At 63.6% G+C, this 26,357-nt stretch carries 25 protein-coding genes; 17 read left to right on the top strand and 8 right to left on the bottom strand.

The features are described from left to right. Positions 1-2: 2 nt before the first annotated feature. The 6 genes from DN388_RS18775 to DN388_RS18800 form a co-directional block, all read right to left on the bottom strand. Positions 3-878: a symmetrical bis(5'-nucleosyl)-tetraphosphatase gene (locus DN388_RS18775; RefSeq protein ID WP_255001596.1), complete on the bottom strand. Its 876-nt coding sequence runs from the start codon at positions 876-878 to the stop codon at positions 3-5. Next, positions 878-1,258, bottom strand: coding sequence for a Co2+/Mg2+ efflux protein ApaG (gene apaG / locus DN388_RS18780; protein WP_043863754.1), 381 nt, complete (start codon positions 1,256-1,258; stop codon positions 878-880). Before apaG ends, DN388_RS18775 begins: the two co-directional genes overlap by 1 nt. Positions 1,259-1,363: 105 nt before the next feature. Further along, entirely contained in the window at positions 1,364-2,164 is an 801-nt protein-coding gene (gene rsmA, locus DN388_RS18785) for a 16S rRNA (adenine(1518)-N(6)/adenine(1519)-N(6))-dimethyltransferase RsmA (protein ID WP_043863755.1), read from the bottom strand. Then, entirely contained in the window at positions 2,161-3,150 is a 990-nt protein-coding gene (pdxA, locus tag DN388_RS18790) for a 4-hydroxythreonine-4-phosphate dehydrogenase PdxA (RefSeq protein WP_078480892.1), read from the bottom strand. The genes rsmA and pdxA overlap by 4 nt, the downstream gene beginning before the upstream one ends. After that, complete coding sequence (locus tag DN388_RS18795) at positions 3,147-4,463, bottom strand: peptidylprolyl isomerase (protein ID WP_043863757.1); 1,317 nt, start codon at positions 4,461-4,463, stop codon at positions 3,147-3,149. The genes pdxA and DN388_RS18795 overlap by 4 nt, the downstream gene beginning before the upstream one ends. Continuing rightward, a complete protein-coding gene (locus tag DN388_RS18800; RefSeq protein WP_255001601.1) occupies positions 4,444-7,248 on the bottom strand; it encodes an LPS-assembly protein LptD in 2,805 nt (934 codons plus the stop codon). Before DN388_RS18800 ends, DN388_RS18795 begins: the two co-directional genes overlap by 20 nt. A 130-nt stretch (positions 7,249-7,378) precedes the next feature. Here DN388_RS18800 and DN388_RS18805 point away from each other — a divergent pair, with 130 nt between their 5' ends. From DN388_RS18805 to DN388_RS18815, 3 genes are read left to right on the top strand one after another with little or no spacing between them, the layout of a single operon-like run. Beyond that, positions 7,379-8,413, top strand: coding sequence for an aminoglycoside phosphotransferase family protein (locus DN388_RS18805; protein ID WP_255001603.1), 1,035 nt, complete (start codon positions 7,379-7,381; stop codon positions 8,411-8,413). After that, complete coding sequence (murU, locus tag DN388_RS18810; RefSeq protein ID WP_054915957.1) at positions 8,410-9,081, top strand: N-acetylmuramate alpha-1-phosphate uridylyltransferase MurU; 672 nt, start codon at positions 8,410-8,412, stop codon at positions 9,079-9,081. The genes DN388_RS18805 and murU overlap by 4 nt, the downstream gene beginning before the upstream one ends. Before the next feature lies 1 nt (position 9,082). Next, positions 9,083-9,847: a TerB family tellurite resistance protein gene (locus DN388_RS18815; protein ID WP_043863761.1), complete on the top strand. Its 765-nt coding sequence runs from the start codon at positions 9,083-9,085 to the stop codon at positions 9,845-9,847. Here DN388_RS18815 and DN388_RS18820 read toward each other — a convergent pair. Next, positions 9,844-10,848 (bottom strand): alpha/beta hydrolase family protein, encoded by a 1,005-nt coding sequence (locus DN388_RS18820; RefSeq protein WP_255001607.1) that lies wholly within the window; start codon positions 10,846-10,848, stop codon positions 9,844-9,846. The two genes, DN388_RS18815 and DN388_RS18820, sit on opposite strands and share 4 nt — an antisense overlap. A 94-nt stretch (positions 10,849-10,942) precedes the next feature. Here DN388_RS18820 and DN388_RS18825 point away from each other — a divergent pair, with 94 nt between their 5' ends. From DN388_RS18825 to DN388_RS18885, 13 genes are all read left to right on the top strand, one after another. Beyond that, entirely contained in the window at positions 10,943-13,345 is a 2,403-nt protein-coding gene (locus DN388_RS18825; RefSeq protein WP_210014435.1) for a transporter substrate-binding domain-containing protein, read from the top strand. Positions 13,346-13,347: 2 nt separating this feature from the next. Continuing rightward, positions 13,348-13,977: a response regulator transcription factor gene (locus DN388_RS18830; RefSeq protein WP_043863764.1), complete on the top strand. Its 630-nt coding sequence runs from the start codon at positions 13,348-13,350 to the stop codon at positions 13,975-13,977. A gap of 270 nt (positions 13,978-14,247) precedes the next feature. Next, a complete protein-coding gene (locus tag DN388_RS18835) occupies positions 14,248-15,372 on the top strand; it encodes an ABC transporter ATP-binding protein (RefSeq protein WP_043863765.1) in 1,125 nt (374 codons plus the stop codon). Positions 15,373-15,412: 40 nt separating this feature from the next. After that, entirely contained in the window at positions 15,413-16,444 is a 1,032-nt protein-coding gene (locus tag DN388_RS18840; RefSeq protein ID WP_054915954.1) for an ABC transporter substrate-binding protein, read from the top strand. Positions 16,445-16,509: 65 nt separating this feature from the next. Further along, positions 16,510-17,757 (top strand): ABC transporter permease, encoded by a 1,248-nt coding sequence (locus DN388_RS18845; RefSeq protein ID WP_043863767.1) that lies wholly within the window; start codon positions 16,510-16,512, stop codon positions 17,755-17,757. Between the two features lie 11 nt (positions 17,758-17,768). Then, positions 17,769-18,596 (top strand): ABC transporter permease, encoded by an 828-nt coding sequence (locus tag DN388_RS18850; protein WP_043863768.1) that lies wholly within the window; start codon positions 17,769-17,771, stop codon positions 18,594-18,596. A 160-nt stretch (positions 18,597-18,756) separates the two neighbouring features. Then, positions 18,757-19,431, top strand: a complete 675-nt coding sequence (gene rpe / locus DN388_RS18855) for a ribulose-phosphate 3-epimerase (protein WP_043863783.1) — start codon at positions 18,757-18,759, stop codon at positions 19,429-19,431. Continuing rightward, positions 19,428-20,243, top strand: a complete 816-nt coding sequence (locus DN388_RS18860) for a phosphoglycolate phosphatase (protein WP_043863769.1) — start codon at positions 19,428-19,430, stop codon at positions 20,241-20,243. Before rpe ends, DN388_RS18860 begins: the two co-directional genes overlap by 4 nt. A 70-nt stretch (positions 20,244-20,313) precedes the next feature. Further along, the gene (gene trpE, locus DN388_RS18865) at positions 20,314-21,795 is read left to right on the top strand and encodes an anthranilate synthase component I (protein WP_255001611.1); all 1,482 of its coding nucleotides are present in this window, start codon (positions 20,314-20,316) and stop codon (positions 21,793-21,795) included. A 62-nt stretch (positions 21,796-21,857) separates the two neighbouring features. After that, positions 21,858-22,451 carry an aminodeoxychorismate/anthranilate synthase component II gene (locus tag DN388_RS18870; RefSeq protein WP_043863771.1) on the top strand — a complete coding sequence of 198 codons (594 nt, stop codon included), beginning with the start codon at positions 21,858-21,860 and terminating at the stop codon, positions 22,449-22,451. Between the two features lie 12 nt (positions 22,452-22,463). Beyond that, entirely contained in the window at positions 22,464-23,513 is a 1,050-nt protein-coding gene (gene trpD, locus DN388_RS18875) for an anthranilate phosphoribosyltransferase (protein WP_078480906.1), read from the top strand. Beyond that, complete coding sequence (gene trpC / locus DN388_RS18880) at positions 23,510-24,346, top strand: indole-3-glycerol phosphate synthase TrpC (protein ID WP_054915953.1); 837 nt, start codon at positions 23,510-23,512, stop codon at positions 24,344-24,346. The genes trpD and trpC overlap by 4 nt, the downstream gene beginning before the upstream one ends. A 52-nt stretch (positions 24,347-24,398) precedes the next feature. After that, positions 24,399-25,103 (top strand): lipoate--protein ligase family protein, encoded by a 705-nt coding sequence (locus DN388_RS18885; RefSeq protein WP_058541841.1) that lies wholly within the window; start codon positions 24,399-24,401, stop codon positions 25,101-25,103. On the opposite strand, the gene crp is transcribed toward DN388_RS18885, so the two are convergent. Then, a complete protein-coding gene (crp, locus tag DN388_RS18890) occupies positions 25,100-25,744 on the bottom strand; it encodes a cAMP-activated global transcriptional regulator CRP (protein WP_043859825.1) in 645 nt (214 codons plus the stop codon). The genes DN388_RS18885 and crp overlap by 4 nt on opposite strands. Before the next feature lie 189 nt (positions 25,745-25,933). On the opposite strand from crp, the gene DN388_RS18895 reads away from it, so the two are divergent. Further along, on the top strand, positions 25,934-26,356 hold the full coding sequence (locus DN388_RS18895) for an OsmC family protein (RefSeq protein WP_043859826.1): 423 nt from the start codon (positions 25,934-25,936) through the stop codon (positions 26,354-26,356). Position 26,357 lies beyond the last annotated feature (1 nt).

Genomic DNA, 26,357 nt, shown 5'->3' on the forward strand with positions numbered 1-26,357 from the left:
CTTCAGGATTGATCGGCTATTCTAGCCGGTTGCACGGGGCTGGCCAGCGGGCGTACGGTGCCTTCTTCGGTGCACTCGCAGCGGTGGTACTGGCCGGTATCGACATTGAACAGGGTCATCGCACCGCCCCACACGCAGCCGGTATCCAGTGCGTACACGCCAGGCTCGGTGCAGCGGCCCTCGAGGGCTGCCCAGTGTCCAAAGATGATCTTCACGTGACGCGAGCGACGGCCCTTGTGGGCGAACCACGGTTTGTAGCCGGGTGGGGCGGTGTCGGCGCCTTCCTTGCCCTTGAGGTCCAGTTTGCCCTCGGCGGTGCAGAAGCGCATGCGGGTGAAATAATTGGTGATGACCCGCAGGCGTTCGACCCCGCCCAGGTTCTTGCTCCACTTGTTCGGCTCGTTGCCGTACATGCCGTCCAGATAGAGCTTGAGCCGATTGTCATCGCGTAGCACTTCTTCGACCTCGCCAGCCAGCTCCAGCGCCTTGCCCAGGGTCCACTGCGGTGGAATGCCGGCATGCACCATCGCCACGCCGCGCTGCTCGTCGTAATGCAGCAGCTTTTGCCGGCGCAGCCAGTCGAGCAGTTCGTCGGCATCCGGGGCGTCGAGAATCTCGCGCAGGGTGTCGCTTTTCTTCAGGCGCTCGATGTTGTGCCAGGCGGCCAGCAGGTGCAGGTCGTGGTTGCCCAGCACGCACACCAGCGAGTCGCGCATGGTGTACAGATAGCGCAGGGTTTCCAGCGACTCGGGGCCGCGGTTGACCAGATCGCCGACCAGCCACAGGCGGTCGACCAACGGGTTGAAGCTGACCCGCTCGAGCAGGCATTTGAGCGGTTGCAGGCAGCCCTGGAGATCGCCGACGGCATACACCGCCATCAGTGCAGCGACCCGGGTACGGCCAGGCGGAACGCCTTGATCGGGGCCTCGAAACGGATGCCATCCTCGGCGAACATCTGATAGCTGCCTTCCATGGTGCCCACCTGGGTGCTGAGCACGGCACCACTGCTGTAGGTGTGGCTCTGGCCAGGCTCGATCAGCGGCTGCTGACCGATCACCCCGGCGCCCTTGACCTCTTCCACCTGGCCATCGCCATTGGTGATGAGCCAGTGACGCGACATCAGCTTGGCGGCCACCGAACCGTTGTTGTGCACGGTAATGGTGTAGGCAAAGGCAAAGCGGTCGTTTTCGGGATCGGAATGTTCTTTGAGGAAGCGGGTGACGACGTCGACGTCGACCTGATAGCGGGGATCGGACATTCAAGAGGGCCTTGGCAACAGACGCGAATACGGCAATGGCATCAGTCTAGGCTATCGGCGGGGTTGCCGGCCAGTCATGCGGGCATGACCGGCCGTTATCAGGTGTTACTGCGGCTGTTCGGCCAGCTTGTCGGCCAGGCGCACGAAGGCGGCCAGGTCCAGTTGCTCGGGGCGCAGGCTGCCATCGACACCGGCGGCGGCGATCTCGTCGCTGCTGAGCAGGGCCTTCAAGGTGTTGCGCAGTGTCTTGCGGCGCTGGTTGAACGCTTCGCGCACGATGCGCTCGAGCAGGCGATGGTCCTTTGCCGGGTGCGGCAGGGTGGTGTGGGGCACCAGGCGCACGATGGCCGAATCGACCTTGGGCGGTGGGTTGAACGCCCCCGGGCCGACGTTGAACAGGTGTTCCACGCGGCAGTGGTACTGCACCATGATCGACAGGCGGCCCCAGTCGCCACCGCCCGGGCCGGCGGCCAGGCGCTCGACCACTTCCTTCTGCAGCATGAAGTGCATGTCGCGGATCAGCTCGGCGTTGGCCAGCAGGTGAAAGATCAGTGGGGTGGAGATGTTGTACGGCAGGTTGCCGACCACCCGCAGGCTGCGCGGCGCGGCGCCCAGGCTGGTGAAGTCGAACTTGAGCGCATCGCCCTGGTGCAGGCGGAAGTTGTCACGGCCGGCGAACTGCTGGTTGAGGATCGGTACCAGGTCCTTGTCCAGTTCCACCACATCCAGCTGGCCGCCGCTGTTGAGCAGGCCCTGGGTCAGGGCGCCCTGGCCCGGACCGATTTCCAGCAGGCGCTCACCTGCCTTGGCGCTGATCGAGCGCAGGATGCGGTCGATGACGCCGGCGTCGTGCAGAAAGTTCTGGCCGAAGCGCTTGCGCGCCTTGTGTTGGTATTGCTCGGTCATAAATGGGTCTCGGCCATCTGGTAGGCGGTTTCCAGTGCTACCTGCAGGCTGCCGGTGTCGATCCTGCCGGTGCCGGCAAGGTCCAGGGCGGTGCCGTGGTCCACCGATGTGCGAATGATCGGCAGGCCCAGGGTAACGTTCAAGGCGGCGCCGAAGCCCTTGTACTTGAGCACCGGCAGGCCCTGGTCGTGGTACATCGCCAGCACTGCGTCGCAGTGCTCCAGATATTTGGGGGTAAACAGGGTGTCGGCAGGCAACGGGCCGCGCAGGTCCATGCCTTCGCTGCGCAGGCGCGCCAATGTCGGTTCGATGATGTCTATTTCTTCGCTGCCCAGGTGGCCGCCTTCACCCGCATGCGGGTTGAGCCCGCACACCAGGATGCGTGGCTGGGCGATGCCGAACTTGCTCTGCAGGTCGGCATGCAGGATCCGCGTGACCCGCTCCAGGCGTTCGGCGGTGATGGCGTCGGCCACTGCGCGCAGCGGCAGGTGCGTGGTCACCAGGGCCACGCGCAGCCCGCGGGTGGCAAGCATCATCACCACTTGCGCAGTGTGGGTCAGCTCGGCGAGGAATTCGGTATGCCCGGAAAACGCAATGCCGCTTTCGTTGATCACGCCCTTGTGCACGGGCGCGGTGATCATCCCGGCAAAGTGCCCGTGAAGGCAGCCCTGGCCCGCACGGGTCAGGGTTTGCAGTACGAAGGCGGCGTTGCGTTTGTCCAGCTGCCCGGCGACTACCCGGCTTGCCAGCGGCGTGTCCCACACGTACAGGCTGCCCGCAGGGGCAGGCGCATCCGGGAAGGCGTCGGGGCTGACAGGCAGCAGCGTGACGGCCAAGCCCAGTTGCGCGGCCCGCTCGACGAGCAGGTCACGACTGGTAATGGCGATCAGGGGGTGGGGCTGGGCGTGCTCGGCGAGCAGCAGGCACAGGTCAGGTCCTATGCCGGCCGGCTCGCCGGGTGTCAGGGCGAAGCGCTGGTGTTTCACTGGGCTGCCTGGTCGGCGCCAGGAAGCTTGATTTCAACATAGGCTTCGTCGCGGATCTGACGCAGCCAGCTTTGCAGCTCTTCGTCGTACTTGCGGTTGCGCAGCACGTTCATGGCTTGCTGTTCGCGTGCCTGTTCGGTGCTGTCGGTGGAGCGACGACCCAGGACTTCCAGTACGTGCCATCCGTATTGGGTCTGGAACGGCTTGGACAGCTGACCCTGAGGGGTGCTGGCCATGACTTCGCGGAACTCGGGTACCAGTGCGTTCGGATCGACCCAGTTGAGGTCGCCGCCATTGAGCGCCGAACCCGGATCTTCGGAGAAGCTCTTCGCCAGCTCGGCGAAATCTTCGCCGGCGCTGATGCGTTCATAGAGCTTTTCCGCCAGTTGCTGGGTGGCGGCTTCGCTGCGCACTTCGCTTGGCTTGATCAGGATGTGGCGAACATGCACTTCGTCGCGCAGTTGTGTCTGGCCACCGCGCTTTTCCTGCAGCTTCAGGATGATGAAGCCACCTGGTGTGCGTACAGGCTCGGTCACGTCACCCACAGCCATGGTGCTGAGCAGGCGATCGAAAGGAGGTGGCAGCTGGGCGGCCTTGCGCCAGCCCATCTCGCCACCTTCCAGTGCGTTCTCGCTGGCCGAACGGGCAGTCGCCAGCTGGGCGAAGTCGGCGCCTTGCTTGAGCTGCTGGTAGATCGCGGCGGCTTGCTGGCCAGCCGCCTGGATAGCCGCCGAGTTGGCGCTTTCCGGGGTCGGGATCAGGATGTTGGCCAGGCGGAACTCTTCGGACAACTGCATCTTGCCCAGGTCCGAGGCGAGGAAGTTCTTCACTTCCTGTTCCGAAACCTGGATGCGTTCGGCTACCCGGCGCTGGCGCACGCGGCTGATGATCATCTCGCGACGGACCTGCTCGCGGGCGTCATCGAACGACAGGCCGTCATGGGCCAGGGCCGCACGGAACTGGCTCATGTTCATGCCGTTGCGCTGGGCAATGGTGTCCATGGCCTGGTTGAGTTCTTCGTCGGTGATGCGGATGCCGGAGCGATCGCCAATCTGCAGTTGCAGGTTTTCCACGATCAGGCGCTCCAGCACCTGCTGGTCGAGCACGCCGGGTGGAGGTGTGGCGCCGCCGCGCTTGGCGATGGTCTGTTCGACCTCGCGCACGCGCTGGTCCAGCTGGCTTTGCATGACCACGTCGTTGTCGACGATGGCCACCACCTTGTCCAGGGTCTGCACCGCGGCGTGCGCGGTGCTGCTCAGTAATACAGCGCCCAGCATCAGCGGGCGCAGACAATCAATAAGCTTGGTCTTCACGTGCACGGTAACCTTGAATGCCTTCGTCGAGGAAAGTTTCGACCTTTTTACCCACTACACCACCGAGGCCTTTCAGCACGATCTGCAGGAAGATCCCATGGTCGCCTTTTTCGTTGGAGGGTGCGTCCTGGCTGAACTCGTCGTAATCGACCCAGTAGCGGTTGATCAGACGCAGCTTCCAGCAGCAGTTGTCATATTCGAAACCGCCCATGGCTTCCAGGGTGCGGTTGCGGTTGTAGTCGTGCTGCCAGCGGGCGATTGCGGTCCACTGCGGAACGATCGGCCACATGACGGAGAAGTCATGCTGCTGGATCTTGTAGTAGTCCTTGACGTAGCCCGGTTGGCCTGGGGTGCCGTAGTCGCCACCACCCACCTGCCATTGGCCGGTGCTCTGGTTGTAACGCACTGTGTCGTTACGATAGCGATAACCCAGGTTGACGATCTTGTTGACATTGTCTTCCGGCTGGTAGTGGAACATGGTGCTGCCGGAGCGTGTGCTGTGGCTGTCCGGGTCCCAGTTGAAGTCGGATCTCAAGCTCCAGTCCCGGTTAAAGCGATACTCGTGTTCCAGCGCGTAGGGCGAAACATTGGCTTGCGCGTCATCACGGTTTTTATAGTAGATGCCAGGCAACTGAACCTTGCGGTCCTTGAAGTACATAGCTTGACCAATGCTGAAGCGCATACGTTCAAAGCCGTTTTCTTCAATCCAGCGGTTTGTTACGCCCAGCGACAACTTGTTCTCGTCGCCGATGCGGTCTGAACCACTGAAGCGATTGTCACGGAACAGGGATGAGTAGCTGAACGTGCTTTCGCTGGTATCAAATACCGGGATGTCGTTCTGATCCCTGTATGGCACGTTCAGGTAGAACAGACGTGGTTCCAGAGACTGACGGTAGTTGTTGCCGAACCACTGGGTATCACGGTCGAAATACAGGCCGCTGTCGACACTGAAGATCGGTACGTTACGACTTTGTGAGCTGCTGAACGACTCTCGAGTGTTCGAGTTCAAGTTCTGGTTACTAGCCAGAAAGTCTTTGCCTTGCTGGTCTAGATCAAGGTCGTATCGGGTATAGGCATACTTAACGGACGGCTTGATAAAGCCATAACTCCATTCCATCGGAAGGCTGACCTCAGGTACGGCGTTGATTCGATTGCCGTTGGAGCGAGCCAAGCCCCTGACTCGTTCGTCATAACGAAGTTCTGGGTTACCATTTTTATCAATGAAATTGCCGTTACGTAGATCACGCTCGAAGCGTACGAACTCGGTCTTGTAGGCGAAGTCCAGACCACCAGGGTTGTACGGCAGCTTGCCGTTGAACGTAACCTGCGGCAGGCGCCCGTAAGGAGTGATCTTGCTGATGGTCGCCAGCTTGTAGTCCTGCACATTCAACCGCGCAGTGTAATCGTCGCCTCGATAGGTCAACGCACCTTGCTGGTTGATGTAGTCCTGGCTCTGTACGCCGATCTGATCCGATTCCAGATCCTGGAAATAGTACGGATCGCTGATGTCGGTGTAATCGACTTCGGTCATCAGGCGCTCGTCCAGGCCACCCTTGTGCTGCCAGTTGATCATCCAGCGCTTTTCTTTGTAGTCGGACTGACGCTTGCGCTCGTCCTCCTCGTCATTCAGCCACGCACCACCGAACTGCCCTTCGCTGGACTTGGTCAGGTAGCGGAACTCGCCTTCCATCAACAGGCCGCGCTTGGCCATGTAGCGTGGATACAAGGTGGCGTCGTAGTTCGGTGCCAGGTTGAAGTAGTACGGCGTGACCAGCATGAAGCCGGTGTCGCTGCTGGTACTGAACGATGGCGGCAGGAAGCCGGACTGGCGACGGTCATCGATCGGGAAGTAGATGTACGGGGTGTAGAACACCGGTACATCCTTGACCCGCAGGGTGACGTTGGTCGCGGTACCGAAGCCGGTGGCCGGGTTCAGTGTGATGTTGTTGCCCTTGAGCTGCCAGGCGTTGCTGTTCGGCTCGCAGGTGGTGTAGGTACCGTCCTTGAGGCGAATGATCGCGTTTTCGGCACGCTTGGCGTACAGCGCGTTACCGCGGATACGCGACTTGTGCATCACGTACTCGGCGTTGTCGACCTTGGCTTCACCGGTGTCGAGCTGGATGTCGGCGTGATCGCCAACCACCAGCGAACCATTGTCGCGGATCTTCACGTTGCCGCTCAGTTCGCCACGGTTCTCGGCCTGATACAGATTGGCCTCGTCGGCCTCGACCTGCATGCTGCCCTGGCGCATCACCACGTCACCGGCGAGGGTGGCGATCTGCTGCTCCTGCTGGTAGCGCGATACCTTGGCACCGATGAAGGTCGGCGACTCGTCCTTGGGCGTGGTGTCATCCATGCCCGGACGGGTTGGCTCGATGTAGGCCCCGGAGCAATACGGGCCGGCTTCGGCGAGCTGGGCAGGGGTCAGCTGATCGCGTGGTACCCAGTCCAGATGGCTGTAGTCGGCGCTGCGTGCCTTCAGGCCGCGCCCCTTGGTTTCGGTGACGAGTGCTGGGCCCTTGCCCGCTGCTTCGGCACTGCCGTCGGCGCTCTGGGCAGGCGTTTCGCCGGCCGAGCTGACCGCCGCACCGTCATGCACAGGGCGTGGTGGCAGGTTCGCGGTGCTGGTCTTGGGCTTGCAGTCCCAACCTCCGGCAGCGGAAACTTGGCAGTCGAACTGCTCGGCAGCCACCACGTACGACGTGGCCAGGGGTTGCATCGCCAGCAGACCGCCGGTGACGAGCAACGGGAATTTTTTACGAAACGCGGGGGATTTCAATGCCATCTTATTAGTCCGGGCTTCCTGCGTGCCATCTGCCCGCGTGTGGGGCCGCACGCCTCTCGATGGTCTGAAAAAGATGCTGGATAATAAAGCATGACCCGCTTGACGGCTAGGGCCGTCGGAGACCCATGTAATGCCCGAACATGATGTACGCCTGCAACACCTGAATGTATGGCTGGCCGAACAGCTGGCAAATCTTTTCCATAAACAGGGCTGGGGTCCGGTTCCAGCGGGCTGCCTGACCGCTGCCAGCAGCGACGCGAGCTTTCGCCGCTACTTCCGCTGGGCCGCCGAAGGACGCAGTTTTATTGTGATGGATGCCCCGCCGCCGCAGGAAAACTGCCGGCCTTTTGTGGAAATTGCTCATTTATTGGCCAGCGCCGAGGTCAATGTGCCGCAAATTCACGCTCAGGATCTCGAGCGCGGCTTCCTGCTGCTGAGTGATCTGGGCAACCACACCTACCTCGATGTGATCACCAGCGACAACGCCGATGGCCTGTTCGACGATGCCATCCAGGCGCTGCTGGCCTTCCAGCAACTGCCGATGCAGGCGCCGTTGCCCAGTTATGACGTGGCCCTGCTGCGCCGCGAGCTGGAGCTGTTCCCAGAGTGGTACGTGGGTCGTGAACTGGGCCTGCAGATGAATAATGAGCAGCAGGCGGCCTGGCAACGCATCAGCACCCTGCTGATCGACAGCGCCCTGGCCCAGCCCAAGGTGCTGGTGCACCGTGACTACATGCCGCGCAACCTGATGCAGAGTGTGCCCAACCCGGGCGTGCTGGATTTCCAGGATGCGGTGTACGGCCCGGTGACCTACGACATCACCTGTCTGTTCAAGGACGCCTTCCTCAGTTGGCCCCAGGCACGGGTGGAGGGCTGGCTCAAGGACTACTGGCAGCGGGCGCAGGCTCTGGGCGTACCGGTGCAGGCCGATTTCGAGGACTTCCAGCGTGCCAGCGACCTGATGGGCGTGCAGCGCCACCTCAAGGTGATTGGCATCTTCGCGCGCATCTGCCACCGTGACGGCAAGCCGCGCTACCTGGCCGATGTGCCGCGGTTCTTTGCTTATATAGATGAAGTGATCGCCCGCCGCCCTGAGCTGGCCGAGCTGGCCGAGCTGGACGAACTGATCGACAGCCTGCAGGCCGCAGGCGGGGCGCGCGCATGAAGGCGATGATTCTGGCCGCAGGCAAGGGCGAGCGCATGCGCCCGCTGACCCTGCATACACCCAAGCCGCTGGTGCCGGTGGCCGGCGTGCCGTTGATCGAGTATCACCTGCGCGCCCTGGCGAGGGCGGGCTTCACCGAGGTGGTGATCAATCATGCCTGGCTGGGACAGCAGATCGAAGAGCACCTGGGCGATGGCGCGCAACTTAGCCTGAGCATCCGCTATTCCGCCGAAGGCGAACCACTGGAAACCGGTGGCGGGATCTACAAGGCGCTGCCGCTGCTTGGCGACGCGCCTTTTGCGCTGATCAACGGCGACATCTGGACCGAGTACGACTTCAGCCGCCTGCCTGCGTCGCTGTCCGGGCTGGCGCACCTGGTGCTGGTGGACAACCCGGGCCATCACGGCAAAGGTGATTTCCGCCTGCAGGCCGGGCAGGTCAAGGATGCCGACGCGGTTTCGCCGACCTTGACCTACAGCGGGATCGCCGTGCTGCACCCGGAACTGTTCGACGGTTGCCAGGCCGGCGCCTTCAAGCTGGCACCGCTGTTTCGCCAGGCGATGGCCAAGGGCCTGGTCAGTGGGGAGCATTTCACTGGCCAGTGGGTGGATGTGGGTACCCTCGAACGCCTTGCCGAAGTCGAGCGCCTGCTCGCCGAGCGCCGCTGACATGTTGTGGCCGAGCACAGTGATTGGTGCCGGAGCGGGTTTTGCCATCGCCAGCATTCCAGGGGCGTTGCTGGGGGCATTGCTCGGTCAGGCGATGGACCGCCGTCTGCAACTGCACAGTTGGGCGCACCTGCGCGAGCGTCTGGGCGGGCGCGCGGTGCTGCGCGACGACGAAGTGCTGTTCGTGCTGCTTGGGCGCCTGGCCAAGAGTGAAGGGCGGGTGGTCGACGGACATATCCAGCAGGCGCGTCAGGAAATGCAGCGCCTGGAGATGAGCGAACCGGCACGTCTGCGCGCGATTGCCGCATTCAACCGGGGCAAGAGCGGCAGCGAGCGCCTGCATCCGCACCTGCGTCGCCTCAAGCAGCAACCCCATGCTGCCGAAGGCTTGCTGCGTGCCTGCTGGCGCATGGTCTGGGCCGACGGCCGGGTAGGGCGTCACGAGCGCGAACTGTTGATGCAGTGGGGGCAGCAGTTGGGCTGGTCGACGACCCGGGTGCAGGCACTGGCCAGCGACTACGAGCCGCACCGGGCGGCCCTGGGCAATCAGGGCATCAGCTATCCCGAGGCCCTGCGCTTGCTGGGGGTGTTACCCGAGACCGAGCCTGTACAGGTCAAGCAGGCCTACCGGCGCCTGCTCAGCCGGCATCATCCGGACAAACTGGTGGGTAGCGGCGCGAGCCCGGCGCAGGTGCGCGACGCCACCGAGCGTACCCGTGACCTGCATCAGGCCTACGCGGTGGTACGCAAGCGGCGCGGCTTCTAGTCGACCGCTTGCGGGCTCAGCCAGCCGCGAATGCGGCGGAACAGTTGCTCCTGCTCGGCAGCCTGGTTGCCGGGCATGGCCGTCAGGGCGACCTGGTGGTAGCTGCTGTCCTTGAGTCGCTTGCTGGCCTGCAGGCGGTTCACGGCCGCCTGCCTGACGCCGGCCTGGTTGGCATAGTAAAAGTCGGCGGTCGGCAGCTTGAGCGTGGCGGCCAGGCTGTCGAGGCTGTGTTCGACGCGGGCCGGGTTCTGCGCAGCGACCATCACCAGCTTTTGCACCTGCGGCGGTTGCCGTTCGCTGATGTAACGGGCTGACCAGTAGGCACCGCTGCCGCTGCCCAGCAGCACCACGCTGCGTGCGTTCTGCTGCTGTGCGTAGGCGACGGCGGCATCCAGGCGGGCGAAGATGCGCTCGGCGTCGGCCTTTTCACTGGCCGCCGGATCGGTACTGGCGGGCGCTTCGGCGCTTTCGCTGTTTTCGGTTTCTGCTGCGGTGGCCTGGGCGATGTTGGCATTGGCATCGGCCGGCGTGGCCTTGGCCGGTGCGCCCTTCACGTCCTTGTCCGGTTGCGGGGGCGGTGCCGGGGTTTCCTTGCGGGCCACCGGGCTCTCGGCCAGCAGATCCGGCAGGCTCAGGCTCAGACTGGCCCACTTTGCATCGGGGAACTTGCGCCGCAGGGGGCCGACGGTGCGTGGCCAGTCGGCGCTCTCGCCGGCACCCGGGACGATGATCACCACGCCTTCGGGTGCCGGGGTGTTGGCAGGTTTCCACAGGGCCAGGAAGCTGTCGCTGCCGGCCTGCAGGGTTTGCTGCTCGTCCTTGGGCACTTGCCGCTCCAGGGCCTGGGCGTCTTCCTGGCTGCGCTCGGGCAGCGCCTGGCGCGTGGCCGGCGCGGCATCGGCGTCGGCGGCCGGCGTTTCCTGCGCCAGAACTTGTGCGGTACAAGGTAGTATCAAGGACAGGCATAGCGCCGAAAGCGCCGTGCGTTTGAGTACGAACATTGATCGATCCAGGCCAGAGTGATACCGGCAGCCTAATGGTATTTGTCGACGACGGCCATGTTCGATGGCGGTCCCTTCATTGACGAGATTCAAGATGATGCGTTTGCGCTGCCTGTTGTTTATCGGCTGCTTGTGCTGGCCCTTTATGGCGAACGCGGAGCAGGCATCCGTACCGGCTGCGGTACGCCTGGACCCGGCGCAACAGCAATGGCTCGACCAGCATCGCAGCTTGCGGGTGGGCCTGGTGTTGCAGGCCCCGTTCGCGCAGTTCGACCGGCGCCTGCAGCAGCTGTCAGGTGTCAACGTCGAGCTGATGAACTGGCTGGGCAGGGCATTGGACCTGGACCTGACGTGGCGCAACTTCCCCGACCAGGCCGCGCTCGAGCATGCCCTGGCCGGCGGCGAGATCGACCTGGCGCCAGGGCTGACCCAGACCCCGGCCAGCCTGCGTCGCTGGTTGTTCAGCGACCCCTACATGCGCGTACCGCAGTTGATCGTGGGCCCGCGCAACGGCTCGATGGCAGTGGACCTGGAGCGGCTCGCCGAAAACGAGCGAGTGGCCGTGCGCATGCCCAGTTCGCTGGCCGACTATCTGCGCGCGACCTATTCCAACCTGAATCTTCAAGGCGTGCCGGCCGAGCGCCAGGCCTTGCAGCTGTTGCTCAGCGAGCAGGTGCGCTACGCGGTGCTGGATGAAGCGCAGTTGAGCCGGTTGTCGCGCGAGAACGAATTCAGCGATCTGGTGGTGGTGGGCGACATCGGTTTGCCGCAGTTGCTGCGGGTGGGCTCGCGGCGTGACTGGCCGATACTGGCCGACATCATCGAGGTCGGCCTGCAGGCCATCCCGGCCAAGGACCTGGAGCAGTTGCACAACCGCTGGCTGCAACCCCGCTACCCGCGCCTGAGCGAGTCACCGGGGTTCTGGCAGAACCTGGCGTTGCTGTTCGCGGCGCTGTTCTTCAGTTGCGTCTTCATCGTGATCTGGCAGCGGCGCCAGCAACAGCAGTTGGAACTTAATCTGCTGGCTGCGCGGGAAAACATCGCCAAGCGCCTGGCCCGCGAAGAGGCGCTGCGCCTGAGCCAGTTCTCCCTCGACCAGAGCACCGTGGGCATCCTGTGGGTGCATTGGGACAGCCATGTGCGCTACGCCAACCGCGCGGTCGAAAGCATGCTCGGCTATACCTCGGGGGCGCTGAACGATCGCCCGCTGATCGATATCGAGCCCAACCTGCACATGGACCGCTGGCTGGACCTGTGGAAGCGCGCACGGGCCAGCGACGAGGCGGCGCAGCGCTTCGAGACCCAGTGCCTGCGCGCCGATGGCAGCCTGGTACCGGTGGATGTGTCGTTGAGCTTCTTGCGCTTTCGCGATGCCGAATACCTGGTGGTGTTCATCAATGACGTCACCGAGCGCCGCCGTGCCCTGGCGGCGCTGCGCGAGAGCGAGGCGCGGCTCAAGGGCATTGCCGGCAACGTGCCGGGGCTGGTGTTCCGGCTGGAGCGCAACCCGGCGATCGGCGACCTGGAGTTCCCCTATATCAGCGAAGGCAGCGAGGCCCTGGTCGGCTACTCGCCCATCGAACTGCAGCACCCGGACATGGGCTTGCGCAACCTGGTGCACAGCGAAGACCGCGCCGACTATCACCGCGTGCAGGACCAGGCGCTGGCCACCGACCAGGACTGGTCGTGGCAGGGCCGCATCGTCACGCGCCAGGGTGAGCAGCGCTGGGCCGACATCAAGGCCAGTACCCGCAATCTGCGCGACGGCCGCGTGGTGTGGGACGGGGTGGTATGGGACATCAGCCAGAGCAAGCGCGCCGAGCTGGAACTGGCGCGCTCCCAGGAGCAGCTGCGCGAACTGTCGGCGCACCTGGAGAGCGTACGCGAGGAAGAGAAAGCGCGGATCGCCCGCGAGGTGCATGATGAGCTCGGGCAGATGCTGACCGTGCTCAAGCTGGAAACCTCGATGTGCGAGCTGGCCTATGCCGGGCTGGACCCGGGCCTGAACGAGCGCCTGGGCAGCATGAAGCGCCTGATCGCGCAGCTGTTCCAGCTGGTGCGCGACGTCGCCACGGCCTTGCGCCCGCCGATTCTGGATGCCGGCATTGCCTCGGCCATCGAGTGGCAGGCCCGGCGTTTCGAGGCCCGCACGCAGATCCCGTGCCTGGTCGAGGTACCGGACAACCTGCCGCCGCTCAGCGACGCCAAGGCCACCAGCCTGTTCCGCATTCTGCAGGAGGCCCTGACCAACGTCATGCGCCACGCCCACGCGCATACTGTGCAGATCAACCTGGGCCTGGACGGTGCGATGCTGTGCCTGACCATCAGCGACGACGGCGTGGGTTTCGTGCAGAGTGACCAGCGCCCGACCTCGTTCGGCCTGGTGGGCATGCGCGAGCGCGTGCTGATGCTGGGCGGCAGCATGCGCCTGGACAGCGAACCGGGCGAGGGCACCACGTTGAGCGTACGCATCCCCCTGAACAACGACAGGAGTTGACAGTGATTCGAGTATTGGTTGCCGAAGACCACACCATCGTGCGCGAGGGCATCAAGCAGTTGATCGGCCTGGCCAAGGACATGCAGGTGGTGGGCGAGGCCGGCAATGGCGAGCAGTTGCTCGAAGCCTTGCGCCACACCGAATGCGAGGTGGTGTTGCTGGATATCTCGATGCCGGGGGTGAACGGGCTGGAGGCGATACCGCGAATTCGCGCGTTGAGCGCGCCGCCGGCGATCCTGGTGCTGTCGATGCATGACGAAGCGCAGATGGCGGCGCGGGCGCTGAAGATCGGCGCGGCGGGGTACGCGACCAAGGACAGTGATCCGGCGCTGCTGCTGACCGCGATTCGCCGGGTGGCGGGGGGCGGGCGCTACATCGATCCGGACCTGGCCGACCGCATGGTGTTCGAGGTGGGGCTGACGGATTCGCGCCCCCTGCACTCGATGCTGTCGGAGCGCGAGTTCTCGGTGTTCGAACGGTTGGCCCAGGGGGCGAACGTCAACGACATTGCCCAGCAGCTGGCGCTGAGCAACAAGACCATCAGCACCCACAAGGCGCGCCTGATGCAGAAGCTGAATGTGACTTCGCTGGCCGAGCTGGTGAAGTATGCGATGGAGCACAAGCTGGTGTGAGTGTTCCAAAAACGACATCGGGTTGATCCCTTCGCTTGCAAGCCAGCCGCCACAGGTTCGGCGTGTACCGACAAATCTTGTGGGAGCTGGCTTGCCAGCGAAGGGGGCAGCACGGCTATCAACGTGTCTGAAAACGCCACCCTTGTAGGGCAATCCCTACCCGCAAGTTTCCATCCGGCTGATGGCATTCTCTCAGCGCCCCCGATTTGCGCCACCTTCTGCCTTCTCTAGTCTTGGGTCACAGCAGTCATCCAACAAGAAGGTGCAGGTATGAGTGAGGTGAATTCGAACGCTGCAACCGGCGAAGTGCTGGTCAGCTTCCGTGGTGTGCAGAAGAGCTACGACGGCGAGTCGCTGATCGTCAAAGACCTGAATCTGGATATTCGCAAAGGCGAGTTCCTGACCCTGCTCGGCCCCTCGGGCTCGGGCAAGACCACCAGCCTGATGATGCTGGCAGGGTTCGAAACCCCTACCGCCGGCGAGATCCTGCTGGACGGGCGTTCGATCAACAACGTGCCGCCGCACAAGCGCGACATCGGCATGGTGTTCCAGAACTATGCGTTGTTCCCGCACATGACCGTGGCCGAGAACCTGGCCTTCCCGCTGAGCGTGCGCAACCTGAGCAAGACCGACATCAGCGAGCGGGTCAAGCGCGTGCTGAACATGGTGCAGCTCGAAACCTTCGCCCAGCGCTACCCCGGCCAGCTTTCCGGCGGCCAGCAGCAGCGTGTTGCGCTGGCTCGCGCCCTGGTGTTCGAACCGCAACTGGTACTGATGGACGAACCACTCGGCGCCCTCGACAAGCAGCTGCGCGAACACATGCAGATGGAAATCAAGCACCTGCACCAGCGTCTGGGCGTGACCGTGGTCTACGTGACCCACGACCAGGGCGAAGCGCTGACCATGTCCGACCGCGTGGCCGTGTTCCACCAGGGCGAGATCCAGCAGATCGCCGACCCGCGCACCCTGTATGAAGAGCCGAAGAATACCTTCGTGGCCAACTTCATCGGCGAGAACAACCGTATCAACGGGCGCCTGCTCAGCCAGACCGGCGATCGCTGCCTGGTGGCGCTGCCCCGTGGCGAGAAGGTCGAGGCACTGGCCGTCAACGTCGGCCAGCCGGGCGAGCCGGTCACCCTGTCGATCCGTCCGGAGCGCGTGCGCCTGAACGGTCACAGCGAAAGCTGCGTCAACCGCTTCTCTGGGCGGGTGGCCGAATTCATCTACCTGGGCGACCACGTGCGGGTGCGTCTGGAAGTGTGCGGCAAGGCGGACTTCTTCGTGAAGCAACCCATCGCCGAACTCGACCCGGCCCTGGCCGTGGGCGATGTGGTGCCACTGGGCTGGGAGGTCGAGCACGGTCGCGCACTCGATCCTATTCTGGAAGCCCAGTGAGGATCGCCTCACCCATCCCAGCAACGCGGAGAGAACAATAATGAACAAACACTTGAAGCTGACCGCTCTGACCCTGGGCCTGTTCGCAGCAAGCCAGGCCATCGCCGCCGACCTGACCGTGGTCGCATTCGGGGGGGCCAACAAGGCCGCCCAGGTCAAGGCGTTCTACGAGCCGTGGGAAAAGGCCGGCAACGGCAAGATCATCCCCGCCGACTACAACGGTGAAATGGCCAAGGTCAAGGCCATGGTCGACACCAAGAGCGTGAGCTGGAACCTGGTGGAGGTGGAGTCGCCGGAACTGGCCCGCGGTTGTGACGAAGGCATGTTCGAGCAGCTCGACCCGGCCCTGTTCGGCGATGAGTCCGACTATGTGGCCGGCGCCATCCAGCCGTGTGGCGTGGGCTTCTTCGTGTGGTCGACCGTCATGGCCTACAACGCCGACAAACTCAAGACTGCGCCCACCAGCTGGGCGGATTTCTGGGATACCCAGAAATTCCCGGGCAAGCGCGGCCTGCGCAAGGGTGCCAAGTACACCCTGGAATTCGCGCTGATGGCCGACGGTGTGGCACCTAAAGACGTCTACAAGGTGCTGGGCACCAAGGAAGGCCAGGACCGCGCCTTCAAGAAGCTCGACGCCCTCAAGCCAAACATCCAGTGGTGGGAAGCAGGTGCACAGCCGCCGCAGTACCTGGCCTCGGGCGACGTGGTGATGAGCTCGGCCTACAACGGTCGCATCGCTGCGGTGCAGAAGGAAAGCAACCTGAAGGTGGTATGGAACGGCGGTATCTACGACTTCGATGCCTGGGCCATTCCGAAGGGCGCGAAAAACCTCGAGGACGCCAAGAAGTTCATCGCCTTCTCGATCCAGCCCGAGCAGCAGAAGGTGTTCTCCTCGAACATCGCCTACGGTCCGGCCAACAGCAAGGCCGTGGCGTTGCTGACGGATGAGGTCAAGAAGGACATGCCGACCACGCCGGAGAACATCGCCAATCAGGTGCAGATCGACGTGGTGTTCTGGGCTGACAACAGCGAGCAGCTGGAACAACGCTTCAACGCCTGGGCGGCCAAGTAAGCCGTGCCAATGGGGCGTCGGCATCGTGCTGACGCCTCTTGTTTCCAAGATTTTCGGAGTTCGCTATGGCCATCGCAGTGCCCCTGAACGAAGGCGCAGGTTCCAACCTCAAGAAGCGCCTGGCGCGTGCTGAACGCGTCAACCGCTGGAAGGCAAAAGCATTGATCGCACCGCTGGCAGTGTTTCTGCTGCTGGTTTTCATCGTGCCGATCGCCGCGCTGCTGTACAAGAGCGTCGGCAACCCCGAGGTGGTTGGCGGCTTGCCGCGCACCGTCGCCGCGGTGGCTGAATGGGACGGCAAGAGCCTGCCTGGCGAGGACGTGTACAAGGCCCTCAGCGAAGACCTCGCCGAATCGCGCAAGAACCAGACCCTGGGCGATGTTTCCAAGCGTCTGAACATGGAGCTGGCCGGCTACCGCAGCCTGCTGGCCAAGACTGCCCGGGCCCTGCCGTTCAAGACCGAGCCGCAATCCTACAAGGATGCGTTGCAGGAGCTGGACGAGCGTTGGGGCGACCCGGCCTACTGGCAGGCGATCCGCCGCAACACCAGCAGCGTGACGCCGTTCTACCTGCTGGCCTCGGTGGACCACCGTATCGATGACCTGGGCGAGCTGGCGCCGACCACCCCGGACCAGGCCATCTACCTCGACATCTTTGCCCGCACCCTGTGGATGGGCCTGGTGATCACCGTCATCTGCCTGGCGTTGGCGTACCCGCTGGCCTACCTGCTGGCCAACCTGCCGACCCGGCAGAGCAACCTGCTGATGATCCTGGTGTTGCTGCCGTTCTGGACCTCGATCCTGGTGCGGGTGGCGGCGTGGATCGTGCTGCTCCAGTCCGGGGGGCTGATCAACAGCGGCCTGATGGCGCTGGGGCTGATCGACAAGCCGATGGAACTGGTGTTCAACCGTACCGGCGTCTACATCTCGATGGTCCACATTCTGCTGCCGTTCATGATTTTGCCGATCTACAGCGTGATGAAGGGCATTTCCCCGACCTACATGCGTGCGGCGATCTCCCTGGGTTGCCATCCGTTCGCCAGCTTCTGGCGGGTGTACCTGCCGCAGACCTATGCCGGCGTCGGCGCAGGTTGCCTGCTGGTGTTCATCCTGGCGATCGGCTACTACATCACCCCGGCACTGCTGGGCAGCCCGAACGACCAGATGGTCAGCTACTTTGTCGCCTTCTACACCAACACCAGCATCAACTGGGGCATGGCCACCGCGCTGGGCGGGTTGCTGTTGCTGGCCACCGTGCTGTTGTACCTGATCTATAGCTGGCTGGTTGGCGCAAGCCGCCTGCGTCTGAGCTGAGGAGCGTTGTCATGCTGAGCCCTTACATGTCGCCCGTCGAACGGGTCTGGTACTACAGTTTGCGCATCCTTTGCGGGCTGGTGCTGCTGTTCCTGGTGTTGCCGGTACTGGTGATCATCCCGTTGTCGTTCAACTCGGGGAGCTTCCTGGTGTATCCGCTGCAAGGCTTCTCGCTGCAGTGGTACCAAGACTTCTTCGGTTCGGCCGAGTGGATGCGCGCCCTCAAGAACAGCATCATCGTGGCCCCGGCCGCGACGCTGCTGGCGATGGTGTTCGGCACCCTGGCCTCGATCGGCTTGACCCGTGGCGACTTCCCCGGCAAATCGCTGGTGATGGCGCTGGTGATCTCGCCGATGGTAGTACCGGTGGTGATCATCGGTGTGGCCAGCTACCTGTTCTTCGCCCCGCTGGGCCTGGGCAACAGCTTCACCTCGCTGATTCTGGTGCATGCGGTGCTGGGTGTACCGTTCGTGATCATCACGGTGTCGGCCACCCTGCAAGGCTTCAACCACAACCTGGTACGGGCTGCGGCCAGCCTGGGCGCCTCGCCGGTCACCACGTTCCGCCGGGTGACCCTGCCGCTGATCGCCCCGGGTGTGATCTCGGGGGCCCTGTTCGCCTTCGCGACATCGTTCGACGAGGTGGTGGTGACGCTGTTCCTCGCCGGGCCGGAGCAGGCCACGCTGCCACGCCAGATGTTCAGCGGTATCCGCGAGAACCTGAGCCCGACCATTGCTGCAGCGGCGACCTTGCTGATCGCGTTCTCGGTGGTGCTGTTGCTGACCCTGGAATGGCTGCGCGGGCGTGGCGAGAAGCTGCGTACCCAACAGCCGGGCTGAAACAGACGACCCTTCGCCGGCAGGGCTGGCTCCTGTAGGAGCCGGCCTTGCCGGCGAAGTGGGCACCACCGATCCTGATCCAGGCTTGATGCCAGTCAGCCCCTGACGGTTTGCCTGAGGTACAATGCGCGCCACCGTGATTCTGCCCAACAGGTGCGCCATGCAGCCCTACGCTATTGCCCCCTCCATCCTCTCAGCCGACTTTGCCCGCCTGGGCGAAGAAGTCGACAAGGTGCTCGAAGCCGGCGCCGACATCGTCCACTTCGACGTGATGGACAACCACTACGTTCCCAACCTGACCATCGGTCCGATGGTGTGCAGCGCCCTGCGCAAGTACGGCGTGACCGCGCCGATCGACGCACACCTGATGGTCACCCCGGTGGACCGCATCATCGGCGACTTCATCGAAGCCGGCGCCACCTACATCACCTTCCACCCCGACGCCACCCTGCACGTCGATCGTTCGCTGCAGCTGATCCGTGACGGCGGCTGCAAGGCGGGCCTTGTGTTCAACCCGGCTGCCTCGCTGGATGCGCTCAAGTACGTGATGGACAAGGTCGACATGATCCTGCTCATGAGCGTCAACCCGGGCTTTGGCGGCCAGAAGTTCATTCCGGCCACCCTCGACAAGCTGCGCGAAGCCCGCGCGCTGATCGATGCCAGCGGGCGTGATATCCGCCTGGAGATCGACGGTGGGGTCAACGTCAACAATATCCGTGAAATCGCCGCTGCTGGCGCCGACACCTTCGTGGCCGGCTCGGCGATCTTCAATGCCCCGGACTACAAAGAGGTGATCGCCAGGATGCACGCCGAACTGGCCCTGGCCCGCCCATGAGCGGCTTCGAGCAGCTGTTCCCCGGGGGCCTGCCCAAGCTGGTGATGTTCGACCTGGATGGCACCCTGATCGATTCGGTGCCGGACCTGGCGGCCGCCGTGGATCACATGCTGCTCGAAATGGGGCGCCAGCCCGCCGGTGTCGCCGCCGTGCGCGAATGGGTCGGTAATGGCGTGCAGGTGCTGGTGCGCCGCGCCCTGGCCGGCAGCATCGAGCATGCCGGGGTGGACGACGATGAGGCCGCGCGCGGGCTCGAGCTGTTCATGCAGGCCTATGCCGACAACCATGAATTGACGGTGGTCTACCCCGGCGTGCGTGACACCCTCAAGTGGCTGCACAAGCAGGGCGTGGAAATGGCCCTGATCACCAACAAGCCGGAGCGCTTCGTCGCTCCCTTGCTGGACCAGATGAAGATCGGGCGATACTTTCGCTGGATCATCGGCGGCGACACCCTGCCGCAGAAGAAACCCGACCCCGCCGCACTGCTGTTCGTGATGCAGATGGCCAACGTGGCGCCGGCCCAGGCGCTGTTCGTGGGCGACTCGCGCAGTGATGTGCTGGCGTCCCGGGCGGCAGGGGTGCAATGCGTGGCGCTCAGCTACGGCTACAACCATGGCCGCCCGATCAGCGAGGAGTCGCCCGCGCTGGTGATCGATGACCTGCGCGCGCTGCTGCCTGGTTGCTTAGATTCGGCCACTGAGCTAATGTCGGACGATCAATCCCCCCCTGATAGAGATTCCATCGTGGTGGCACCCGGCAAACTCTGGATGAAAGTCATCAAGGCCCTGGCCCGTTGGCGTTGGCGCGCCTGACTTTTTTCTGGCCGGCCTGATCCGGCGCGTTTGCCTGTACGACCTATTGCCCCATTGCCACGAGGCTATCATGACCCGCGAAGAATTCCTGCGCCTGGCCGCTGCCGGCTACAACCGCATTCCCCTGGCCTGCGAAACCCTGGCCGACTTCGACACGCCGCTGTCGATCTACCTGAAACTGGCCGACCAGCCCAACTCCTACCTGCTCGAATCGGTGCAGGGCGGCGAGAAGTGGGGGCGTTATTCGATCATCGGCCTGCCATGTCGCACCGTGTTGCGCGTGCATGACCATCAGGTGCGCATCACCCATGACGGTGTCGAGATCGAACAGCATGAAGTCGAAGACCCGCTGGCCTTCGTCGAGACGTTCAAGGAACGCTACAACGTACCGACCATCGACGGCCTGCCGCGCTTCAACGGTGGCCTGGTGGGGTATTTCGGCTACGACTGCGTGCGCTATGTAGAGAAGCGTCTGGGCAAGTGCCCTAATCCCGATCCGCTGGGCGTGCCGGACATCCTGCTGATGGTGTCGGACGCCGTGGTGGTGTTCGACAACCTGGCCGGCAAGATGCACGCCATCGTGCTGGCCGACCCCGCCCAGGAAAACGCCTACGAAAATGGCCTGGCGCGTCTTGAAGAACTGCTCGAACAACTGCGCCAGCCGATCGCCCCGCGTCGCGGCCTGGCCCTGGGCGGCCCTCTGGCTGCTGAGCCGGAGTTTCGTTCAAGCTTCACCCAGGCCGACTACGAACGCGCCGTCGATACCGTCAAGGAGTACATCCTGGCCGGCGACTGCATGCAGGTGGTGCCCTCGCAGCGCATGTCCATCGACTTCAAGGCCGCGCCCATCGACCTGTACCGCGCGTTGCGCTGCTTCAACCCCACGCCGTACATGTACTTCTTCAACTTCGGCGACTTCCATGTGGTGGGCAGCTCGCCGGAAGTGCTGGTGCGGGTCGAAGACAACCTGGTCACCGTGCGCCCGATCGCCGGCACCCGGCCGCGTGGTGCCAACGAGGAGGCCGACCGAGCGCTGGAGCAGGACCTGCTGTCGGACGCCAAGGAGATCGCCGAGCACCTGATGCTGATCGACCTGGGCCGCAACGACACCGGTCGCGTTTCCGAGACCGGGTCGGTCAAGGTCACCGAGAAGATGGTGATCGAGCGTTACTCCAACGTGATGCACATCGTGTCCAACGTCACCGGCCAGCTCAAGCAGGGCCTGAGCGCGATGGACGCGCTGCGCGCCATTCTGCCCGCCGGTACCCTGTCGGGGGCGCCGAAGATCCGCGCCATGGAAATCATCGACGAGCTGGAGCCGGTCAAGCGTGGCGTGTACGGCGGCGCCGTCGGCTACCTGGCCTGGAACGGCAACATGGATACCGCCATTGCCATCCGCACCGCCGTGATCAAGGACGGTGAGCTGCATGTGCAGGCCGGTGGCGGCATCGTCGCCGACTCGGTGCCGGCGCTGGAGTGGGAAGAAACCATCAACAAGCGTCGGGCGATGTTCCGCGCGGTAGCCTTGGCTGAACAGACACCGCTCAGCTGAGAAGGGCGCCGCTGCGGCGCAACACAGAATTCAGAGTCGCCAGACTCAAGAGGTTGACCCAGATGTTACTGATGATCGACAACTACGACTCCTTCACCTACAACGTCGTGCAGTACTTCGGCGAGCTGGGTGCAGAGGTCAAGGTCATTCGCAATGACGAACTGACCATCGCCCAGATCGAGGCACTGCAGCCCGAGCGCATTGTGGTGTCCCCTGGCCCGTGCACCCCGACCGAGGCCGGTGTATCGCTCCAAGCCATCCTGCACTTTGCCGGCAAGCTGCCGATCCTGGGCGTGTGCCTGGGCCACCAGTCCATCGGCCAGGCCTTTGGCGGTGATGTGGTACGGGCGCGCCAGGTGATGCACGGCAAGACCAGCCCCGTGTCGCACATCGACCAGGGTGTGTTCGCAGGCTTGAACAACCCGTTGACGGTGACCCGCTACCATTCCCTGGTGGTCAAGCGCGAAACGCTGCCCGAGTGCCTGGAAGTGACTGCCTGGACCACCCTGGACGACGGCTCGGTCGACGAGATCATGGGCCTGCGTCACAAGACACTGAACATCGAAGGGGTGCAGTTCCACCCCGAGTCGATCCTCACCGAGCAGGGCCACGAGCTGTTCGCCAACTTCCTCAAGCAGACCGGCGGCCGCCGTTAAGGATTTGACACCATGGATATCAAGAGCGCGCTGGGCCGCATCGTCGGTCACCTGGACCTGAGCACCGAGGAAATGCGCGATGTGATGCGCGAGATCATGACTGGCCAGTGCAGCGAGGCGCAGATCGGCGCCTTCATGATGGGCATGCGCATGAAGAGCGAAAGCATCGACGAGATCGTCGGTGCGGTATCGGTGATGCGCGAGCTGGCTGACCAGGTACAACTGCAGACCCTGGACCAGGTGGTCGATGTGGTCGGTACCGGTGGCGACGGCGCCAATATCTTCAACGTTTCCACTGCCTCGGCATTTGTCGTGGCCGCTGCCGGCTGCACTGTGGCCAAGCACGGCAACCGTGCGGTATCGGGCAAGAGCGGCAGCGCCGACCTGCTCGAGGCCGCCGGTATCTACCTGAACCTGACGCCGGTGCAGGTCGCGCGTTGCATCGACAGTGTCGGTATCGGCTTCATGTTCGCCCAGACCCACCACAAGGCGATGAAATATGCCGCCGCCCCGCGTCGTGACCTGGGGCTGCGCACGCTGTTCAACATGCTCGGCCCGCTTACGAATCCGGCCGGGGTCAGGCACCAGGTGGTCGGCGTGTTCACCCAGGCATTGTGCCGGCCGCTGGCCGAGGTGCTGCAACGCCTGGGCAGCAAGCATGTGCTGGTGGTGCACTCCAAGGACGGCCTGGACGAATTCAGCCTGGCCGCGCCGACCTTCGTTGCGGAACTGAAGAACGGCGAAATCACCGAATACTGGGTAGAGCCCGAAGACCTGGGCATGAAGAGCCAGAGCCTGCACGGCCTGGCGGTAGACAGCCCGGTCGCGTCGCTGGAGTTGATTCGCGATGCCCTGGGGCGCCGCAAGACTGAAAACGGTCAGAAGGCGGCAGAAATGATCGTGCTCAATGCCGGCGCTGCGCTGTATGCCGCCGACCATGCCATGAGCCTAAAGCAAGGCGTCGAGCTGGCCCATGATGCACTGCACACCGGGCTGGCGCGAGAAAAGCTCGAAGAGCTGGGCGCCTTTACCGCGGTATTCAAGCAGGAGAATGAAGAGTGAGCGTACCGACGGTTCTGGAAAACATCCTGGCGCGCAAGGTTCAGGAAGTGGCCGAGCGCAGTGCCCGCGTCAGCCTGGCTGAACTCGAGCGCCTGGCGGCCGTCGCCGATGCGCCGCGCGGGTTCGCCAATGCGCTGATCGAGCAGGCAAAGCGCAAGCAGCCGGCAGTGATCGCCGAGATCAAGAAGGCATCGCCGAGCAAGGGCGTGATTCGCGAAGACTTCGTGCCGGCCGACATTGCCGTCAGTTATGAAAAGGGCGGGGCCACCTGCCTGTCGGTGCTTACCGATATCGATTACTTCCAGGGCGCCGATGCATACCTGCAGCAGGCGCGCGCCGCGTGCACGTTGCCGGTGATCCGCAAGGACTTCATGATCGATCCTTATCAGATCGTCGAGGCCCGTGCGCTGGGTGCCGATTGCGTGCTGCTGATCGTCTCGGCACTGGATGACGTGAAGATGGCCGAGCTGGCGGCCACGGCGAAGAGCGTAGGGCTGGATGTATTGGTCGAAGTGCACGACGGCGACGAGCTGGAGCGTGCGCTGAAAACCCTGGATACACCGCTGGTGGGCGTGAACAACCGCAACCTGCACACCTTCGAGGTGAGCCTGGAAACCACCCTCGACCTGCTGCCGCGCATCCCGCGTGATCGCCTGGCGATCACCGAAAGTGGCATTTTCAACCGGGCAGACGTCGAGCTGATGGAGATCAACGAGGTCTACTCGTTCCTGGTGGGCGAAGCGTTCATGCGTGCCGAGCACCCGGGGCTGGAACTGCAGCGCCTGTTCTTCCCCGAGCGCGTGGTGCACAACCCGGCGCAAGGCCTGGACTGATCCACACTGAAGCCGGCGTTGCCGGCTTTTTTGTATCGATAAGGTGGGTGTGATGACTGAACAAGCTGTTGCGGTGACGGTGGAGGCGGGCCTGCAGGCCGAGCAGGACCTGCTGGCGGCTGTGTGCAAGGGCGAAAAGCAACATGGCCTGCTGTTCTGGCAGCCGACGGACCGCGCGCTGGTGATGCCGCGGCGCATGAGCCGGCTGGAAGGTTTCGAGGCCGCCTGCACCGAATTGGCCGTTGCCGGCTGGCCGGTGCTGCTGCGCGAGACCGGCGGTGAGCCAGTGCCGCAGTCGGCTGCGACAATCAATATCGCGTTGGTGTATGTGGCGCCGCGCAGCGAGGGTGATCACGGTCGTATCGAGAAGGCCTACGAGCGGCTGTGCCTGCCGCTTTGCGAGGTGCTGCGCGAATGGGGCGGGCTGGCGTCGGTGGGGGAGATCGAGGGGGCGTTCTGCGATGGGCGCTACAACGTCAACCTCAATGGTCGCAAGCTGGTCGGCACGGCGCAGCGCTGGCGTCAGGGCCTGGGCGGCAAGCGCCCGGTGGTGCTGGTGCATGGCGCCTTGCTGCTGGACAACGAGCGCGAGTCGATGGTGGCGGCAGTCAATCGCTTCAATGAATGTTGCGAGCTTGAGCAGCGCTGCCGCGCCGACAGTCATATCGCCCTGCATGAAGTGGTGCCCCAGGCACCGCTGCTGGCGCGCCTGGAACAGGCCTACTCGCAGGTGATCGCGGCGATCGAGCGCGATTAACGGGTGCCGAAGACCACCATGGTCTTGCCTTTGACATGCACCAGGTTACGTTCTTCGAGGTCCTTGAGCACGCGGCCGACCATCTCTCGCGAGCAGCCGACGATGCGGCCGATTTCCTGGCGGGTGATCTTGATCTGCATGCCGTCGGGGTGGGTCATGGCATCGGGCTGCTTGCACAGCTCCAGCAGGCAGCGGGCCACCCGACCGGTCACGTCGAAAAACGCCAGGTCGCCGACCTTCTGCGTGGTGTTGCGCAGGCGCTGGGCCATCTGGCTGCCCAGGGCGTAAAGGATGTCCTGGTCCTGGCGGGCCAGTTCACGGAATTTCTCGTAGCTGATTTCAGCCACTTCGCATTCGGTCTTGGCACGTACCCAGGCGCTGCGCTGGTGTTCCTTGCCGATGGGTTCGAACAGGCCCAGCTCACCGAAAAAATCGCCACTGTTGAGGTAGGCGATGATCATCTCGCGGCCTTCCTCGTCCTCGATCAGGATGGTCACCGAGCCCTTGACGATGAACGACAGGGTATCGGCCCGATCACCAGCGCAGATGATGTTGTTCTTGGCTGCAAAGCGGCGACGCTGGCAGTGGGCGAGCAACTTGTCGATGTTCTTGATCTTGGCTGGAAGGGTTGTTGCAACCATGGCTGAATCCTGGAAAGACGCGACGCGTGGGCATTCTTGTCGACCGCTGGGCGCAGGTGCCAGCAGTTTGGCGCCAGCTTATCAGACGCCTGTAGGTGTATCGGCATATTTACTCGAACGCTTAGCCTTTTCGCACGTGCGCGCAAGGTCTAAGCTGACAGCCTTTTTCAAAGCAAGGGAATCCGGGTGATGAAGGCGCGTATCCAGTGGGCAGGCGAAGCCATGTTTCTTGGCGAATCGGGCAGTGGCCATGTAGTGGTCATGGATGGTCCACCCGAGAGTGGTGGGCGCAACCTGGGCGTGCGGCCGATGGAGATGCTCCTGCTGGGCCTGGGTGGCTGCAGCAATTTCGACGTGGTGAGCATTCTGAAGAAATCGCGCCAGGCGGTAGAGAGCTGCGAGGCGTTTCTCGAGGCCGAGCGGGCTGACGAGGACCCCAAGGTGTTCACAAAGATTCATCTGCGCTTTGTGGTCAAGGGCCGCGGCCTGAAGGAGGCCCAGGTCAAGCGCGCGGTGGAGTTGTCGGCCGAGAAGTACTGCTCGGCATCGATCATGCTGGGGCGCGCCGGGGTCGAGATCACTCACGCCTACGAGATTGTCGAGCTGGGTTGAT

This window comes from Pseudomonas sp. S12(2018) (assembly GCF_024355235.1).
Taxonomy (GTDB): domain Bacteria; phylum Pseudomonadota; class Gammaproteobacteria; order Pseudomonadales; family Pseudomonadaceae; genus Aquipseudomonas; species Aquipseudomonas palmensis.

Coding starts and splice junctions, on each gene's coding strand:
- DN388_RS18775 (WP_255001596.1), bottom strand. CDS start 878: ATGGCGGTGTATGCCGTCGGCGATCTCCAGGGCTGCCTGCAACCGCTC.
- apaG (WP_043863754.1), bottom strand. CDS start 1,258: ATGTCCGATCCCCGCTATCAGGTCGACGTCGACGTCGTCACCCGCTTC.
- rsmA (WP_043863755.1), bottom strand. CDS start 2,164: ATGACCGAGCAATACCAACACAAGGCGCGCAAGCGCTTCGGCCAGAAC.
- DN388_RS18800 (WP_255001601.1), bottom strand. CDS start 7,248: ATGGCATTGAAATCCCCCGCGTTTCGTAAAAAATTCCCGTTGCTCGTC.
- DN388_RS18805 (WP_255001603.1), top strand. CDS start 7,379: ATGCCCGAACATGATGTACGCCTGCAACACCTGAATGTATGGCTGGCC.
- murU (WP_054915957.1), top strand. CDS start 8,410: ATGAAGGCGATGATTCTGGCCGCAGGCAAGGGCGAGCGCATGCGCCCG.
- DN388_RS18815 (WP_043863761.1), top strand. CDS start 9,083: ATGTTGTGGCCGAGCACAGTGATTGGTGCCGGAGCGGGTTTTGCCATC.
- DN388_RS18820 (WP_255001607.1), bottom strand. CDS start 10,848: ATGTTCGTACTCAAACGCACGGCGCTTTCGGCGCTATGCCTGTCCTTG.
- DN388_RS18825 (WP_210014435.1), top strand. CDS start 10,943: ATGATGCGTTTGCGCTGCCTGTTGTTTATCGGCTGCTTGTGCTGGCCC.
- DN388_RS18835 (WP_043863765.1), top strand. CDS start 14,248: ATGAGTGAGGTGAATTCGAACGCTGCAACCGGCGAAGTGCTGGTCAGC.
- DN388_RS18840 (WP_054915954.1), top strand. CDS start 15,413: ATGAACAAACACTTGAAGCTGACCGCTCTGACCCTGGGCCTGTTCGCA.
- DN388_RS18845 (WP_043863767.1), top strand. CDS start 16,510: ATGGCCATCGCAGTGCCCCTGAACGAAGGCGCAGGTTCCAACCTCAAG.
- DN388_RS18850 (WP_043863768.1), top strand. CDS start 17,769: ATGCTGAGCCCTTACATGTCGCCCGTCGAACGGGTCTGGTACTACAGT.
- rpe (WP_043863783.1), top strand. CDS start 18,757: ATGCAGCCCTACGCTATTGCCCCCTCCATCCTCTCAGCCGACTTTGCC.
- DN388_RS18860 (WP_043863769.1), top strand. CDS start 19,428: ATGAGCGGCTTCGAGCAGCTGTTCCCCGGGGGCCTGCCCAAGCTGGTG.
- trpE (WP_255001611.1), top strand. CDS start 20,314: ATGACCCGCGAAGAATTCCTGCGCCTGGCCGCTGCCGGCTACAACCGC.
- DN388_RS18870 (WP_043863771.1), top strand. CDS start 21,858: ATGTTACTGATGATCGACAACTACGACTCCTTCACCTACAACGTCGTG.
- trpD (WP_078480906.1), top strand. CDS start 22,464: ATGGATATCAAGAGCGCGCTGGGCCGCATCGTCGGTCACCTGGACCTG.
- DN388_RS18885 (WP_058541841.1), top strand. CDS start 24,399: ATGACTGAACAAGCTGTTGCGGTGACGGTGGAGGCGGGCCTGCAGGCC.
- crp (WP_043859825.1), bottom strand. CDS start 25,744: ATGGTTGCAACAACCCTTCCAGCCAAGATCAAGAACATCGACAAGTTG.
- DN388_RS18895 (WP_043859826.1), top strand. CDS start 25,934: ATGAAGGCGCGTATCCAGTGGGCAGGCGAAGCCATGTTTCTTGGCGAA.